Below are 16,241 nucleotides of genomic sequence, written 5' to 3' on the forward strand. Positions count from 1 at the left end.
ACGCCGCTGCTGACCAGCAACGCGCCGGGACTCCTCGTCCACACGCGGTCACGCACCGCATCATGGGGGCGCGTCCCGGGCGGAACCACCGCGTGCGGCGCCGCGCGACCGCTCGAGGGGGAATCCGTGCCGGTCGGGACGACGCTCCGGCGTCCGCCCCGCCCCGTCCTGACGACGGGGCTCCTGCTGCTGTCCACCGTGGCCGGCGCGCTGGCGCTCGGCCTCGCCACCGCCCTGCCCGCCTCCGCCGCCGACGACCCCTCGCGTCCCGACGCGCTGGTCACCCACGGCCCCAGCTGCCGCGCCGGCGGCGTGGTCGTGGAGGTGACCGCCGGGACCGTCGCCTACGCGGTCACGCTCGCCACCACCCGCCGCCCCGGGGGCGAGGACTCCGCGGAGGTCCAGCCCGGCGCCACGGTGGTGCTGCGGACCGGCGACGTCGAGTGGGGCGAGACCATCGACACCCGGCTGGAGTACGCCGCGCTCGACGGCTCGGGCCTCACCCACGCCGACGAGCTCGACGGGCACGACTACACCCGGCCCTCCGAGGCGGACTGTGCGGCGATCACCGCCCCGCAGCCACCGCAGGACGTCTCCCCGGCGCCCGCCCCGGAGGCCGCCGCACCCGGCACCGGGTCGGCGCCGGAGGCGCCGTCGTCCCCCGCGCCGGTACCCGACGTCCAGCCGCTGCCCGGGCTGCCCGTGCCCACCCCGGTCCCCGGCCCGCCGGCCGACGGCCCGGTCGCCGGGGGACCGTCCGTCGGCGCCGTCTCCGCCTCGGCGCGCCAGGTGCCCGCCGGCGGCCGGGTCGTGCTCACGGGCACCGGGTTCACCCCCGGGGAGCCGGTCACCGTCCGGGTGGCCGGGGGTGAGGTGCTCACCACGGTCCCCGCCCGGCCGGACGGCACCGTCGAGGTGGCCGTGCACCTCCCGGACGGCGTGACCACCGGCCCCGCCCTGGTGCAGCTCGCGGGCGCGGACTCCGCGGTCACCGCCGCCGTCCAGCTGCAGGTGGCCGCGGCCGCCACCCCGGCGGGCCCCGAGCCGCTGCCCGTCCCGCTCGTCGCCGCCGGCCTGGCGCTGGTCGTCAGCGCGACCGGGCTGGTGCTGACCGCGGCGCGGCGCCACCCGGGCCCGGCCCCCGCCGCCCGGCCGACCGGGAGCGCCTGAGCGCCCGGTCGGCCAGACTCGGGGGATGCCCCCCGAGGACGTGCTGGCCGCCCCGTCCGGCACCGTCCCCCCTGACGAGGTCCCGGCCGACCCCGCGGCGCTCTCCGGTGCGGCGCCGCGGCCGGCCGAGACGTGGCTGCGCATCGTCCAGGTGCACGACCGGATCACCCACCGCGTCGACTCCGCCCTGCACCGCGACCACGACCTCTCGCTCACCGGCTTCGAGGCGCTGCGCCGGATCGCGGAGGCGCCGGGGGAGCGGGCCACCATGGGCGAGGTCGCCGAGGCCCTGGGCCTGTCGCGGGCGGGGGTGACCAGCACCGTCGGCCGGCTGGTCGAGCAGGGCCTGGTCGTGCGCGAGCGGCGCCCCGGCGACCGGCGGCTGCTGCACGCCCGGCTCACCGACGCCGGCCGCGACCGCGTCCGGGCCGCCGCGGCCACCCACGACGAGCTCGTCGCGCACCTGCTCGCCCTGCTGGGGGACGACGCGGCCGTCGTCACCGACGCCCTGGCGCGGGTGTCCGCGGCCACCCGCGTCCGCCGCTGACGAAGGACCCCCTGCCCCCGCCGAGCGCGGGCTCGCGCCAGGCCCCGTCCGGAGGCTCGCCACCAGCTCGCGGGCGGTGAGGAGGACGGGCCTCCTCCTGCAGGGGGCCGGCGCGCGGCCGGGGGAACTTCAAGCCCGTAGTGTTTGCCGGGTGCGCTGCTCGGGCAGGGCGCGATCATGCTCGCGGAGTGCACCGTCGTCGTGCCGACCATCGGCCGGCCGTCGCTCGACGTGCTCCTCGACGCCCTCGCCGCCGCGCCCGGGCCCCGCCCCGCCGAGCTGGTGGTGGTCGACGACCGCCCGCAGGGGCCGCCGCTGACGGTCGACCGGCCGGGACTGCCGCCGGTCCGCGTCGTGCGCACGGGGGGCGGCGGGCCGGCCCGTGCCCGCAACCTCGGCTGGCGCACCGCCCGCACCGGGTGGATCGCCTTCCTCGACGACGACGTCGTCCCCGACCCCGACTGGTACGAGCGGCTGGACGAGGACCTGCGCGACCTGCCCGCCGACGTCGCCGGCAGCCAGGGCCGGGTCCGGGTGCCGCTGCCGGCCGACCGCCGGCCCACCGACTGGGAGCGCGGGACCGCGGGACTGGCCACCAGCTCGTGGATCACCGCCGACCTGGCCTACCGCCGGGCCGCGCTGGCCGCCGTCGGCGGGTTCGACGAGCGCTTCCCCCGCGCCTTCCGCGAGGACTCCGACCTGGCCCTGCGCGTGGTGGACACCGGCAGCCGGCTGGTGCGCGGGCAGCGCCGGATCACCCACCCGGTGCGGCCCACCGACCGCTGGGTCAGCCTCCGCGTGCAGGCCGGCAACGCCGACGACGTCCTCATGCGCCGGCTGCACGGCCCGGACTGGCGCGAGCGGGCCGACGCCGCGCTCGGCCGCCGTCCGCAGCACCTCGCCGTCACCGCCGCGGGCGTGGCCGCCCTCGGCCTGGCCGCGGCGCGCCGGCCCCGCGCGGCGCTCGCCGCCGCCCTGGCCTGGGCGGCCGGCACCGCCGAGTTCGCCCGGGCGCGGATCGCGCCCGGGCCGCGCGACCGGGCCGAGGTCACCACCATGGCGCTCACCAGCGCCGCCATCCCGCCGCTGGCCACCTGGCACTGGCTGCGCGGCGTCGTGCGGCACCGCCGGGTGGCGCCGTGGCGCGGCCTGCCCGACCTGGTGCTCTTCGACCGCGACGGCACGCTGGTGCGCGACTACCCGTACAACGGCGACCCCGAGCTGGTGCGGCCGGTGCCCGGCGCGCGGGAGGCGGTCGACGCCCTGCGGGCCCGCGGCGTGCGCGTGGGGGTGGTGAGCAACCAGTCCGGCGTGGCCCGCGGGATCGTCACCCGCGACCAGGTCGACGCCTGCATGGCCCGCCTCGACGAGCTGCTCGGCCCGTTCGAGACGGTGCAGGTCTGCCCGCACGGCCCCGACGACGGCTGCTCCTGCCGCAAGCCCGCGCCGGGCATGGTGAAGACGGCGTGCGCCGAGCTCGGCGTGGACCCGGCGCGGACCGTCGTCATCGGCGACATCGGGGCCGACGTCGAGGCCGCCGCGGCCGCCGGCGCGAGCGGCGTCCTGGTGCCGACGCCGGTGACGCGCAAGCAGGAGGTCGCCGCCGCGCCGCGGGTGGCCGCCACCCTGAGCGCCGCGGTCGACGACGTCCTGGCGGGCCGGTGGTGACGGGGCGCCGGGGAACCGTCCTCGTCGCCCGGCTCGACAACGCCGGTGACGTCCTGCTGCAGGGACCGCTGGTCCGCGCGGTCGCCGCCTCCGCCGACCGGGTCGTGTTCCTCGCCGGCCCGGCCGGTGCCGAGGCGGCCGCGCTGCTGCCCGGCGTCGACGAGGTGTGGACGTGGGCCTGCCCGTGGATCCTCGGCGACCCGCCCCCCGTCGACGCCGCCGACCTGGCCGCGCTCACCGGGCGGGTGCGCGCGCTGGCACCCGACGAGGCCGTCATCAGCACGTCGTTCCACCAGTCGCCGCTGCCGCTGGCGCTGCTGCTGCGGGCCGCGGGCGTGCCCCGGCTGAGCGCGACCAGCGTCGACTACCCGGGCTCGCTGCTCGACGTCCGCCACCGGACGGAGGACGACCAGCCCGAGCCGGAGCGGGCCCTGTCGCTCGCCCGCGCGGCCGGCTTCGACCTCCCCGACGGCGACGACGGCCGCCTCGCGGTGCGCCGCCCGCTGCCGCCCGTGGACGCGCGAGATCTGCACACTCGCGGCTTCGGGGTCTCCGAAGGCCACCGGTGTGCACATCTCGCGGAGGCGCTGGCGCCCGGCTACGTCGTGCTGCACCCCGGCGCGAGCGTCCCGGCCCGCGCCTGGCCGGCGGAGCGCTGCGCCGAGGCCGTCGAGGCGCTCGCCGATGCCGGCCACCGGGTGCTGGTCACCGGCGGCCCGGGGGAGCGGGCGCTGACCGCCGCCGTCGCCGGCACCCGCGGGGTCGACCTCGGCGGGGCCACCACCCTGGCGGAGGTGGCCGCGCTGCTCGACGGCGCCGCGGCCGTCGTCGTCGGCAACACCGGCCCGGCGCACCTGGCCGCCGCCGTCGGCACCCCCGTCGTCTCGCTGTTCAGCCCGGTCGTGCCGGCCGCACGGTGGGCGCCCTACGGTGTGCCGACCGTGCTGCTCGGCGACCAGGAGGCCGCCTGCCGCGGCACCCGGGCCCGCCTGTGCCCGGTGCCCGGCCACCCCTGCCTGACCTCGGTGAGCGCCGCCGACGTCGTCGCCGCCGTCGAGAAGGTGGTCGCCGCATGAGGGTCCTGGTCTGGCACGTGCACGGCTCCTGGACGACGGCGTTCGTCCAGGGCGCGCACGAGTACCTGCTGCCGGTGGTGCCCGGCCGGGGCCCCGACGGGCTGGGCCGCGCCCGCACGTGGGACTGGCCGGCGTCGGCCCGCGAGGTGACCCCGGAGCAGCTGCGCGACGAGGACGTCGACGTCGTCGTGCTGCAGCGGGTGCGCGACCTGGAGCTGGTGCGGGAGTGGCTCGGGCGCGAACCCGGCCGCGACCTGCCCTCGGTGTTCCTCGAGCACAACGCCCCCGGCCTGGAGGAGGGCGCCGCGCCGGTGCCCTGCACCCGGCACCCGCTGGCCGACCGCGACGACGTCCCGATCGCGCACGTCACCCACTTCAACCGGCTCTTCTACGACAACGGCCGGGCGCCGACGACGGTCGTCGAGCACGGCATCGTCGACCCCGGCGAGCGCTGGACCGGCGAGCTGGCCCGCGCCGCCGTCGTCACCAACGAGCCGGTCCGCCGCGGCCGCACGGTCGGCGCCGACCTGCTGCCCGGGCTGGCCGAGGCGGCGCCGGTCGACGTCTTCGGCATGGGGCTGGCCGGGCTGCACGAGCGCTACGGTCTCGACCCCGACCGGGTCGCCCTGTACGACGACCCACCGCAGGCCGCGATGCACGCCGAGCTGGCCCGCCGCCGCGTGTACGTGCACCCGGTGCGCTGGACCTCCCTCGGGCTGTCGCTGCTCGAGGCGATGCACCTGGGCATGCCGGTGGTCGCCCTGGCCGCCACCGAGGTGGTCGAGGCGGTGCCGGCGGCCGCCGGCGTGCTCTCCACGCGTCCCGAGGTGCTCTGGGACGCCGTCCGCACCTACCTGCACGACGAGGACGCCGCCCGGCTGGCCGGCAAGGCGGCGCGGGCCGCCGCGCTGGAGCGCTACGGGCTCCCCCGGTTCCTCTCCGACTGGGACCACCTTCTGGGAGAGGTGACGAGATGAGGACGCACCGGCGCACCGGCGCCCCGCTGCGCGTCGACCTGGTCAGCGAGCACGCCTCGCCGCTCGCCGCGATCGGCGGCGTGGACGCCGGCGGGCAGAACGTGCACGTGGCGGCACTCGCTGCGGGCCTGGCCGCGCGCGGCCACGAGGTCACCGTGCACACCCGCCGCGACGACCCCGGCCTGCCCGACGAGGTGGCCACCGACGACGGCTACGTGGTCAGCCACGTGACCGCCGGGCCGGCCGCACCGCTGCCCAAGGACGACCTGCTGGCGCACGTGCCGGCGCTGGCCGCCGGGCTGCGCGCCCGCTGGGCCGTCGCACCGCCCGACGTCGTGCACGCGCACTTCTGGATGAGCGGGCTGGCCGCGGTCGAGGCCGCCGGCAGCCTGCTCGCACCGGTGCCGGTGCTGCAGACCTTCCACGCGCTCGGCTCGGTCAAGCGCCGCCACCAGGGCGCCGCCGACACCTCGCCGCCGCAGCGCGTCGAGCTCGAGCGGGAGCTGTGCCGGGCGGTGGGCCACGTCGTGGCCACCTGCAGCGACGAGGTGTTCGAGCTGCGCCGCCTCGGCCTGTCCCGCGACCGCGTCTCGATCGTGCCGTGCGGCGTGGACACCGCCGTCTTCGCCCCGCGCGGGCCGGTGGCGCCGCGCACCGGCCGGCCGCGGCTGCTGGTGCTCGGCCGGCTGGTGGAGCGCAAGGGCCAGGAGGACGCCGTCCGCGCGCTGGCCGCCGTCCCCGACGCCGAGCTGGTCGTCGTCGGCGGCCCGCCGCCGGGCGCGGTCGACGCCGACCCCGAGGTGCGCCGGCTGCGTGCCGTCGCCGCCGAGGTCGGGGTGGCCGACCGGGTGTGCTTCGCGGGGTCGGTGGCCCGCGCCGACGTCCCCGCCTGGGTGCGCTCGGCCGACGTCGTCCTCGCGGTGCCCTGGTACGAGCCGTTCGGCATCACCCCGCTGGAGGCGATGGCCTGCGGCCGCCCCGTGGTGGCCACCGCCGTGGGCGGGCTGCAGGACTCCGTGGCCGACGGGGTCACCGGCGACCTGGTGCCACCCCGCGATCCGCAGCGGCTCGGCGCGGTGCTCGCCGCGCTGCTGGCCGACGACGCCCGCCGCGCCGCCTACGGGGCGGCCGGCGTCCGGCGGGCCCGCGCCCGCTTCCGGTGGGCCCGCGTGGCCGCCGACACCGAGGCCGTCTACCGGCAGGTCCTGTCCACCCGGCGTCCCGTCGAGGCCGTCCGATGAGCGCCCCTGGAGGCCGCCCGATGAGCCCTGCCCCGTTGTCCGAGGCCCCCCACTCCGCCGGCGAGGTCGTCTCGCCCGACTCCTGCACGCACCTCACCGGCCGCGACCACGTCGCGTCGCTGACCGCGGCGCTGCGCGGCCTCGACGCGTCGGTCGACACCCTCGACCGCTGGGGCGGGCTGCTGGCCGACGTGCTGTGCGGGGAGACGCGCGGGCGGCTGCTGGCGGCGGGCAACGGGGGCAGCGCGGCCCAGGCGCAGCACCTCACCGCCGAGCTGGTGGGCCGCTACCGCGCCGACCGGCCGCCGTTCTCGGCCATCTGCCTGACCGCCGAGACCTCGTCGCTGACGGCGATCGCCAACGACTACCCGGCCGACGAGCTGTTCGCCCGCCAGGTCGAGGCGCACGGCCGTGCCGGCGACGTCCTGGTGCTGCTGTCGACGTCGGGCCGCTCGCCCAACGCCGTCACCGCGGCCCGGCGCGCCCGCGAGTGCGGCATCACCGTCCTGTCGATGACCGGGCCGGCGCCCAACCCGCTGGCGGCGGCCTCCGACGAGGCGGTGTGCATCGACTCCCCGTGGACGGCGACCGTGCAGGAGTGCCACCTGGTCGCCCTGCACCTGCTCTGCGCCGCCTTCGACGCCGCGGTGCTCGCCGAGCCCGCGCGGGTGCCGGTCAGCCGGATCGGGGTGGTGCAGTGAGCGCCGGGCCGCTCGTCGTCGTCGGCGACGCGCTGCTCGACGTCGACCTGGTCGGCACCGCGTCGCGGCTCACCCCCGACGCGCCGGTGCCCGTGGTCGAGGACCTCGAGACCCGCGAGCGCCCCGGCGGCGCGGCGCTGGCGGCGGTGGTCGCGGCGCAGGCCACCGACCGCGAGGTCGTGCTGGTGGCGCCGCTGGCCGACGACGAGGGCGCCGCGCGGCTCCGGGCGCTGCTGGCCGGGCGAGTGCGGCTGGTCGCCGTCCCGGCCACCGGCGGCACCGCGGTCAAGCGGCGGGTGCGCGTGGGCGACCACTCGGTGGTGCGGCTGGACAGCGGCTCGCCCACCGTGGCCCTCGGCGAGCTCCCCGCCGCGGCGCGGGAGGCCGTCCGCGGTGCCGCCGCGGTGCTCGTCGCCGACTACGGCCGCGGCACCACCGCCGACCCCGCCGTCCGCGAGCTGCTGGGCGAGGCCGGCGGCCCGGTGGTCTGGGACCCGCACCCGCGCGGCGCCGACCCGGTGCCCACCGTGCGGCTGGTGACCCCGAACGGCGCGGAGGCCGCCCGGGTGGCCGCCGGTGCCGGCGTGCCCGCCGACGGCGACGGCCTGGCCGCCGTGGGCACCCGGGCCGAGGCGCTGATCCGGCACTGGGGCGTCGGCGCGGTCGCGGTCACCCTGGGCGCCCGCGGGGCGCTGCTGTCCTACGGCGAGGGCGCGCCCATGGTGGTGCCCGCCGTCCCGGTGAGCGGCGGCGACCCGTGCGGCGCCGGTGACTCCTTCGCCGCCGCAGCCGCGCTCGCGCTCGCCGAGGGAGCGGTGACCGGGGAGGCGGTGGCGGCCGCCGTCGCCTTCGCCGGGCGCTTCGTCGCCGCAGGCGGGGCCACGGCGTGGGACGCCCCGGTGGAGCGCGAGCCGAACGTGGCCGCCGAGGACGGCGTGTCGGCGCTGCTGGCGCGCGTGCGCGGCGGCGGGGGCACCGTGGTGGCCACCGGCGGCTGCTTCGACCTGCTGCACCCCGGGCACGTGGCCACGCTGCGCGCCGCCCGCGGGCTGGGCGACTGCCTGGTCGTGTGCATCAACTCCGACGACTCCGTGCGCCGGCTCAAGGGCCCGTCCCGGCCGCTGGTCACCGCGACCGACCGGGCGCGCGTGCTGGAGGCGCTGGAGTTCGTCGACGCCGTCGTCGTGTTCGAGGAGGACACCCCGGCGCAGGTGCTCGACCGGCTGCGGCCCGACGTCTGGGCCAAGGGCGGCGACTACGCGGGTGCCGACCTGCCCGAGGCCGCGGTGCTGCGGCGGTGGGGCGGCCAGGCCGTCGTGCTGCCCTACCTCGACGGGCACTCGACGACCGCCCTGGTCCAGCGCTCGAGAGTCTGAGGCGTGCACTTCCGTGGGGGTGCACAGCCGGCCGCCGTCGTCCTGCGGCCGCTGGGGCTCGGTGACCTGCTCACCGGCGTCCCGGCGATCCGGGCGGTGCGCGCGGCGGTGCCGGACCACCGGCTGGTCCTGGCGACGACGGCCGCGCTCGCGCCGCTGGCCGGGCTGGTCGACGCCGTCGACGAGGTGCTCCCCGCGCGCGAGCTGGAGCCCCTGGACTGGTCCGGGGCGCCGCCGGAGCTGGCCGTCGACCTGCACGGCAAGGGGCCGGCCTCGCACGTCGTCGTGGCCGACCTGCACCCGCACCGGCTGCTCACCTTCGCCAGCCCCGGGTACCCGGGACCGGCCTGGTACCCCGACGAGCACGAGGTGCGGCGCTGGTGCCGGCTGGTCGCCGAGGGCCTGGGCGCCGACGCCGACCCCGACGCGCTCGACCTCGCCGTCCCGGCCGTGCCACCGCCGGTGACCGGCGCCGCGCTGGTGCACCCCGGCGCCGCCTTCCCCGGCCGGCGCTGGCCGCCCGGGCGGTTCGCCGCGGTGGCCCGCTGGCTGGCCGACGGGGGGCACGACGTGCGGATCACCGGCGGGCCCGCCGAACGGGAGCTCGCGCGCGCGGTGGCCGACGGGGCCGGGCTGGGGGAGGAGGCCGTGCTCGCCGGCGCCACCACGACCCTCGAGCTGGCCGCGACCGTCGCCGCGGCGCGGGTGGTGGTCAGCGGCGACACCGGCGTCGCCCACGTGGCCAGCGCCTACCGCCGCCCGTCGGTGGTGCTGTTCGGACCGGTCTCCCCGGCGCTGTGGGGCCCGCCGCCGCGCGCGCAGCACGTCGCCCTCTGGCACGGCGACGGCACCGGCGACCCCTGGGGCACCGAGCTCGACCCGGCCCTCGCGCGGATCACCGTCGACGAGGTCACGCAGGCCCTGGAACGGCTGCTCGCCCGTCGCTGACCGGCAGGGTGGACCGATCGCGGGGGCGGGAGGCCCCCCGATCGGGACACGGGCAGCGGCTCACCGGAGCAGGGGACGGCACGTGGCCGCGGTGTCGGCCGGTAGGCCGACGGTGTGCTCAGCGCTGGCGGAGGGCGTCGAAGAGGACGCCCTGCAGGTCGGTCGGGTCGACCGCCGAGTAGGCGGCACCGCCGGTGGCCTCCGCGATCCGCTCCAGCGCGGCCATGTCGGCGTCCGGGCCGAGCGCGACGCCGATGACCTTCACCGGCCGCTCCGGGTCGGCCTCGTCCCGGAGGGTCTGCAGCAGCGCGTCGAGCGAGGTGCCGTCGTCGTCGTTGGTGCCGTCGGTGACCATCAGCACGCTGTTCACCGCGTTCGGGTCGACGTCCTCGCGGGCCGCGCGGACCGCCTCCAGCGTGGTGTCGTAGAGGCCGGTGCCACCGGGGCTGAGCCGGTCGGGGATGGTGTCGAGCTCGGCGTCGAGCAGGTCGCGCTGGCTGCTGCCGTCGACCTCCGACTCCAGCGCGCGCGTGGGCACGGCCTCGACCCAGTCCCGGTCGTCCTCCAGCTCGCGGGCGAAGAACCACAGGCCGAGCGCGAAGTTGCCCGGCACGAGCGTGAGCGTGCTCTGGGCGGCGTCCCGGGCCAGCGTGGCCCGGGTGCCGTCGCCCGCGGGCGCCTCCATGGAGGTCGAGATGTCGAAGACGGTGAGGATCCGCGACGGCGCGGCCAGGCGGGACAGCTCGGTGAGCAGCGACTGCACCTGCTCGGCGTCGACGTCCACGGTCTCGGGCGCCTCCTGCGGCACGGACTCGCCGGCGTCGGTGGGCGCGGTGCCCTCGGCGTCGCGGAACCCGGCGCCCAGGACGGCGGTGCGCGCTGTCTCCGAGGTCAGCGTCCGCACGACGGCGTCCACGGCCGAGCGCTCCTCGTCCGACGGCGTCCCGACCCGCAGGACCGGGTAGTCCAGCTGCGGCGACCCCTCCGACGGGTAGACCGGCACGAGCCGCGAGTCCGCTGACTCCCGGGTGGTGGCGAGCACCTCCTGCTCGCTCACCGGCACCAGCGGCGCGTCGGCCGCGCCCGACCCGGCTGCCTGCAGCGCGTCGGCGGGGCTCACGGCCGGCCCGCGGCGGGCGGCGAGCACCGCCTGGACGACGGCGTTGTCGGCGGACTCGTCGCCGCCGAGGGAGGTGCGCAGCGCGGCGAGCGCGGACAGCCCCTCGGCGCTCTCGGCGAGGTCGGGCACCGCCACCGGGCGGACGCCGCTGAGCGCCTCGGCCCACGACGGCGGCTGCGCGCCCCAGCCCAGCTCGTCGACGGTCCCCTGGCTGGTGCCCAGGACGACCGGCGAGGTGGCCATCGAGCCCGACGCGTCGAGGACGGCGTCGGTCGCCCGGACGGTCCACAGCGAGCTGTCGGGCACCCACACCTGCGGCAGCGCCTCGTCCTCGAGCGCCTGCAGGTCGCCGACGGCCTGCAGCGGCTCCTGCGCGGTCACCTCGGCGCCGGCGCAGGTGCCGCCGCCGAGGTCCTGCGGCTCGGCGAGCAGGTCCTGCGCCACCGGGGCGAGCTCGGGGGCGACGGCGACCCGGACGGTGCGCGTCTCGTCGCAGCCCCCGCCCGATCCGGCCAGCCACCACACCAGCCCGCCGGCGACCAGGGCGAGGACGACCAGGGCGACGACGAGGGCGACGGGCGCGGGGCGGGCCGGCAGTCGGCGCGCGGAGGTGGTGTCGGCGTGGCGGCCCATGATCGCTCTCCGTGAGTGTCCGGTCATCAGGCGTACCCACGACGCCGGGCACCAGCGTAGTTGCGCAACCGGGTCGGGGTGCCGCGGGGAGGACGACCCGGCGGCCCGCGGGCGCGGGGGTCAGCTCACCCGCAGGGCCGCCGTCCGGCGCTGTTCGGCGAACCAGGCGACGGTGCGGCGCAGGCCCTCCTCGGAGGGCACCGTCGGCCGCCAGCCCAGCAGCTGCTCGGCGCGGGTGGTGTCGGGACGGCGCACCTTCGGGTCGTCGACCGGCAGGTCGACGAACGAGATCGGCGACGACGACCCGGTCAGCTCCACGATCCACTGCGCCAGCCGCAGCACGGACAGCTCGTCGGGGTTGCCGACGTTCACCGGACCGGGCTGGTCGGAGAACGCCAGGGCCAGGATGCCGCGCACCGTGTCGTCGACGTAGCAGATGGAGCGGGTCTGCGAGCCGTCGCCGGCCACGGTCAGCGGCCGGCCCGACAGCGCCTGCCCGACGAAGGCGGGGATGGCCCGGCCGTCGTCGGGGCGCATCCGCGGGCCGTAGGTGTTGAAGATCCGCACGATGCCGGTGTCGGTGCCCTTGGACGTGCGGTAGGCCGTGGTCATCGCCTCGCTGAAGCGCTTGGCCTCGTCGTAGACGCCGCGCGGGCCCACCGGGTTGACGTTGCCCCAGTACTCCTCGCGCTGCGGGTGCTCCAGCGGGTCGCCGTAGACCTCCGAGGTCGAGGCCAGCACGTACCGGGCGCCCTTCTCGTGCGCCAGGCCGAGGGTGTGCAGCGTGCCGAGGCTGCCGACCTTCAGCGTCTCGATCGGCATCCGCAGGTAGTCCAGCGGGCTGGCCGGGGAGGCGAAGTGCAGCACCAGGTCGACGTCGCCGGGCACGTGGACGTAGTCGGTGACGTCGCAGCGCACCAGCCGGAACCCGGGGTGCTCCAGGAGGTGGACGACGTTCTCGGGCGACCCGGTGAGGAAGTTGTCCAGGCACACCACCTCGACGCCCCGGTCGAGCAGGTGCTCGCACAGGTGCGAGCCGAGGAACCCGGCGCCGCCGGTCACCACCGCCCGCCGGATCGTCCGCGCCGCGTGCACCATCGCTGCTCCCGCCCTCTCGCCGTCCCCTCCGCAGGGGCCCCGCGGCTGCCCTACCCGGAGATCAACTCCCGACACTTCGGGAGCTGAGTGTCCTGCCCGACGTCGCCCGGGACGGCGGCGGGCCGCCGGCCCCCGAGGGGACCGGCGGCCCGCCGGGTGGTGAGGCTCCGGAACGGCCCTCGCGCAGGGCCCCGCCCCGAGCGGCAGCGGGGGGTGGGAGGCGAGAGGGCCCTTCGACTAGTTGACGGGCTCCTCGTCCGGGATGCCGCTCTCCGGCGGGGTCGCGGCCTCGCCGTCGTACTCCTCGATCTCGGCGTCGCCGTTGTCGGTGACCAGCACCGGCGTCAGCTCCTCCGAGCCCTGGCCGGCGATCCGGCTGACCAGCATGCCGCTGTAGCCGGCGTGCCGGTCCTCGGAGTAGCGGAACGGCGCGAAGCCGGGGCCCTCCCAGTCGGCGCCGGCCTGCTCGACGGCGGCGACGAGGTCGTCACGCGTCGGGTTCTGGCCGGCCGCCTGCAGCGCCTGGACCATCGTGTAGGCCTGCGACATGCCGTAGGCCCGGTAGTTGGTGAGCTCGCCCTCCTGGCCGGACTCCTCCCACACCCGCTGGTAGAGCTGGATCCAGGGGTTGTCCGGGGTGTCGACGGTGGGGATGTACTCGGTGGTGAGCACGCCGTCGAGCAGGCTGGCGTCGCTGACCGCGCCCTCGGAGAAGCGGGCCAGCAGCGAGCCGACCAGCGCCGGGTCCGAGCCGACGTTGGAGTAGAACCACTGCGGGTCGTAGCCCAGCTGCAGCGCGGTCAGCTGCGACAGCGCGGTGTAGCTGGGCACGTTGAAGCCCAGGACGAGGTCGGCACCGGCGGCCTGCAGCGCGGAGATCTGCGGGCGGACGTCGGTGTTGCCGGGGACGTAGGTCTCCTCGGCGACGATCTGGTCCTCGAGGTACTGCTTGGCGCCGGCCGCGCCGTCCTCGCCGAAGTCGTCACCCTGCAGGAAGAGGCCGACCTTCGCGTCGGGGAAGTTCTCGGCCACGTACTGGCCGATGATCTTGCCCTCGATCTCGTAGTCGGGCTGCCAGCCGAAGGTGGTGGGCTTCTCCTCGACGTCGTCCCACAGCCGCGAGCCGGAGGCCACGAACAGGTCCGGCACGCCCTCGCTGTTGAGGAAGTCGGTGACGGCGTTGTGCGTCGGGGTGCCCAGGCCGCCCATGATCGCGAACACCTCGTCCTCGAGGACGAGCTGGTTGACCACCTGGCTGGTGTTGGTCGGGTTGTACGCGTCGTCGCGGTAGATCCACTCGATCTGGCGGCCGTTGACCCCACCGTTGGCGTTGACGTAGTCGAAGTACGCCTGGACGCCGGTCGGGATCTCGCTGTAACCGGGCGCCGCGACGCCGGTGAGCGGGTAGTGCGCGCCGATGCGGATGGTGTCCTCGGTGATGCCGACGTCCGAGGCCTCGTTCTCCTCGGAGCCGCCACCTCCACCACCGGAGTCCCCACCGCCGCAGGCGGCGAGGGTGGAGGCGACGGTCGCCGCGGCGACGAGGCCGACGAGGCGTCGTGAGGATCGTGTCAAGGGTTCTCCTCTGTGCGGACCCGGGCGCCTGTGCCCGGGAGTCTGGGGGTGGGGACGGCGTCAGCCGCGGGCGGCGGAGCGGCGGGCGCGGGACCTCAGCAGGGCGAGGCGGACGGAGCCGACCAGTCCCGCGGGGGCGAAGAGCATGACCACCACGAGGATCACGCCGTAGACGACGTAGGAGATCTCGGCGGCCTGCGCGGCGTCCATGTCCAGCGACTCACCGGCGTCGCGCAGCAGCCGGGGCAGGAAGACCAGCAGCACCGAGCCGACCAGCGCCCCGAAGAGGCTGCCCAGCCCGCCGATGACGATCGCGGTCAGCAGCGACAGCGAGAGCACGATGGTGAACGCCGTCGGTGCCGTCAGCCGGACGACGAGCGCCAGCACCGCGCCCGCGAGGCCGGCCGCGGCGGCGCTGACGACGAACGCCGTCACCCGCCACGCGCCCAGGTCGATCCCGGCCAGCTCGGCGGCGACCTCCTGGTCGCGCACCGCCCGCCAGGTGCGCCCGACGCGGCTGCGCATCAGGTTGGCCAGCAGGAAGTAGGTGACCAGCAGGCAGGCGACGCTGATGTAGGCGATCCACTTGACCCCGGACGGCGAGCCGCCCGACAGCGTGCGGATCGTCTCGGTGAACCACTCCGGGCGGTCGGGGGTGGAGACCGTCAGGCCCTGCTCGCCGCCGAGCGTCTCCTTGAAGTACAGCGCCAGGCCGGGCAGGCCGACGGCGAGGGCCAGCGTGGCGCCGGCGAGGTAGGGGCCGTGCAGCCGGGCCGCCGCGACGCCCACGACCGCCCCGACCAGCGCGGTGAGCGCGACGGCGGCCAGGAAGATGACCACCAGCGGCAGCGGCTCCTCGGCGTCGAGCAGCAGCGCGGTGGTGTACCCGCCGACGGCCATGAGCGCGCCGTGGCCCAGCGAGATCTGGCCGTTGAGGCCGGTCAGCAGGGTCAGGCCGCCCGCCGCGATGGCGTAGAAGGCCACGTACCCGATCTGGGCGTTGAAGCCCAGGTCGGTCGACTCCAGCAGGACCACGGCGCCCACGGCGCAGAGGACCAGCACGAGCAGGTGGCGCAGCAGGGTGTTGCGCGGCAGGAGGGTGCGGCCACCGGTGGCCTGGGCCGACGAGGCGTTGGCCGCGGCGGTGGCGCTGACGGGGGCGTCGGAGGTGGCCGCGCCGGCGGCCGCCGAGGAGGCGGGGGTCTGCAGGTCGCTCACGGGTGCTATGCCCTCCGCGTCTGGGTCGTCGAGAACAGCCCGCCGGGCCGGACGAGCAGCACGACCACGAGGACGGCGAGCGCGGCCAGGCCGACCAGCTCGTCGCCGACGTAGCCGCGCACGTAGCTGAGCAGCAGGCCGAGCAGCAGGCCGCCGACGACCGCGCCGACCGGGGAGTCCAGGCCGCCGAGCACCGCCGCGACGAAGCCGAAGACGATCAGCGCGTCCATGTACGTCGGGGTCACGAAGGTGACCTCGGCGGCGATGAGCATGCCGGCCAGCGACCCGACGACGGCGGCCAGCGCCCAGCCCAGGGTGAGCATCCGGCCCACCCGGACGCCGAGCAGCCGGGCGACCTCCTGGCCGAAGGCCGAGGCGCGCATCGCCAGGCCGACGCGGGTGTACCGGAACAGCGCGGTGAGGCCGACCATGACCAGCAGCACCGCGCCGAGGGTGAACAGGGTGTTGGGGCTCAGCGCGAGGCTGCTGTCGCCGACGCGGAAGCCGATGGTGGAGAACGGCGCGACGAAGGCCCGCTGGTTGACGCCGAACAGCACCGAGATGAGCGCCTGGATGGCGATGAACAGACCCAGCGTGACGATGACCGCGTTGAGCTCGGGGCCGCCCTCGACCGGCCGGATCACCAGCCGCTCGACCACCGCGCCGAGCACCAGGCCGGCCAGCAGGGCGACGGCCAGGCCGACCCAGTAGGACTGCCCGGACTCGATGAGCGACAGCGCGATGAACGTGGTGATGGCCGCCATGGCGCCCTGGGCGAAGTTGACGATCCGGGTGGAGCGCCAGATCAGCACGAGGGCGAGCGCGAACGCCGCGTAGACCGCGCCGGTGATCACCCCGCCGAGGGTGAGGTTGATGAACTCTCGCACGTGAGG

Annotated in this window: 14 protein-coding genes; 9 read left to right on the forward strand and 5 right to left on the reverse strand. The window is 77.1% G+C overall.

All coding sequences use genetic code 11. The annotated features are described in order from the left end of the window. Nucleotides 1-126 precede the first annotated feature (126 nt). From BMZ33_RS08275 to BMZ33_RS08315, 9 genes are all read left to right on the forward strand, one after another. Nucleotides 127-1,170: a hypothetical protein gene (locus BMZ33_RS08275; RefSeq protein ID WP_091109100.1), complete on the forward strand. Its 1,044-nt coding sequence runs from the start codon at nt 127-129 to the stop codon at nt 1,168-1,170. A 25-nt stretch (nt 1,171-1,195) separates the two neighbouring features. Continuing rightward, on the forward strand, nt 1,196-1,717 hold the full coding sequence (locus BMZ33_RS08280; RefSeq protein ID WP_091109101.1) for a MarR family winged helix-turn-helix transcriptional regulator: 522 nt from the start codon (nt 1,196-1,198) through the stop codon (nt 1,715-1,717). Nucleotides 1,718-1,894: 177 nt separating this feature from the next. After that, entirely contained in the window at nt 1,895-3,385 is a 1,491-nt protein-coding gene (locus BMZ33_RS08285; RefSeq protein ID WP_091109742.1) for an HAD-IIIA family hydrolase, read from the forward strand. Then, the gene (locus BMZ33_RS08290; protein ID WP_091109744.1) at nt 3,382-4,461 is read left to right on the forward strand and encodes a glycosyltransferase family 9 protein; all 1,080 of its coding nucleotides are present in this window, start codon (nt 3,382-3,384) and stop codon (nt 4,459-4,461) included. The genes BMZ33_RS08285 and BMZ33_RS08290 overlap by 4 nt, the downstream gene beginning before the upstream one ends. Then, nucleotides 4,458-5,438 (forward strand): glycosyltransferase, encoded by a 981-nt coding sequence (locus tag BMZ33_RS08295; RefSeq protein ID WP_091109102.1) that lies wholly within the window; start codon nt 4,458-4,460, stop codon nt 5,436-5,438. The genes BMZ33_RS08290 and BMZ33_RS08295 overlap by 4 nt, the downstream gene beginning before the upstream one ends. Then, nucleotides 5,435-6,679 carry a glycosyltransferase gene (locus tag BMZ33_RS08300; RefSeq protein ID WP_169064057.1) on the forward strand — a complete coding sequence of 415 codons (1,245 nt, stop codon included), beginning with the start codon at nt 5,435-5,437 and terminating at the stop codon, nt 6,677-6,679. The genes BMZ33_RS08295 and BMZ33_RS08300 overlap by 4 nt, the downstream gene beginning before the upstream one ends. A gap of 20 nt (nt 6,680-6,699) precedes the next feature. Next, nucleotides 6,700-7,380, forward strand: coding sequence for a D-sedoheptulose-7-phosphate isomerase (locus tag BMZ33_RS08305; RefSeq protein ID WP_091109103.1), 681 nt, complete (start codon nt 6,700-6,702; stop codon nt 7,378-7,380). Next, nucleotides 7,377-8,756, forward strand: coding sequence for a D-glycero-beta-D-manno-heptose 1-phosphate adenylyltransferase (gene rfaE2 / locus BMZ33_RS08310; protein ID WP_091109104.1), 1,380 nt, complete (start codon nt 7,377-7,379; stop codon nt 8,754-8,756). Before BMZ33_RS08305 ends, rfaE2 begins: the two co-directional genes overlap by 4 nt. Nucleotides 8,757-8,759: 3 nt before the next feature. Continuing rightward, a complete protein-coding gene (locus BMZ33_RS08315; protein WP_091109105.1) occupies nt 8,760-9,704 on the forward strand; it encodes a glycosyltransferase family 9 protein in 945 nt (314 codons plus the stop codon). A gap of 118 nt (nt 9,705-9,822) precedes the next feature. On the opposite strand, the gene BMZ33_RS08320 is transcribed toward BMZ33_RS08315, so the two are convergent. The 5 genes from BMZ33_RS08320 to BMZ33_RS08340 form a co-directional block, all read right to left on the reverse strand. Beyond that, a complete protein-coding gene (locus BMZ33_RS08320; RefSeq protein WP_091109106.1) occupies nt 9,823-11,457 on the reverse strand; it encodes a VWA domain-containing protein in 1,635 nt (544 codons plus the stop codon). Nucleotides 11,458-11,577: 120 nt separating this feature from the next. Next, the gene (locus BMZ33_RS08325) at nt 11,578-12,555 is read right to left on the reverse strand and encodes a UDP-glucuronic acid decarboxylase family protein (RefSeq protein ID WP_091109107.1); all 978 of its coding nucleotides are present in this window, start codon (nt 12,553-12,555) and stop codon (nt 11,578-11,580) included. A gap of 237 nt (nt 12,556-12,792) precedes the next feature. After that, a complete protein-coding gene (locus tag BMZ33_RS08330) occupies nt 12,793-14,130 on the reverse strand; it encodes an ABC transporter substrate-binding protein (protein ID WP_091109108.1) in 1,338 nt (445 codons plus the stop codon). A 60-nt stretch (nt 14,131-14,190) separates the two neighbouring features. Continuing rightward, nucleotides 14,191-15,348 (reverse strand): branched-chain amino acid ABC transporter permease, encoded by a 1,158-nt coding sequence (locus tag BMZ33_RS08335; RefSeq protein ID WP_091109109.1) that lies wholly within the window; start codon nt 15,346-15,348, stop codon nt 14,191-14,193. A gap of 5 nt (nt 15,349-15,353) precedes the next feature. After that, nucleotides 15,354-16,235 (reverse strand): branched-chain amino acid ABC transporter permease, encoded by an 882-nt coding sequence (locus BMZ33_RS08340; RefSeq protein WP_091109110.1) that lies wholly within the window; start codon nt 16,233-16,235, stop codon nt 15,354-15,356. Between the last annotated feature and the right edge of the window lie 6 nt (nt 16,236-16,241).

Source organism: Geodermatophilus dictyosporus (assembly GCF_900115505.1).
Lineage (GTDB): Bacteria > Actinomycetota > Actinomycetes > Mycobacteriales > Geodermatophilaceae > Geodermatophilus > Geodermatophilus dictyosporus.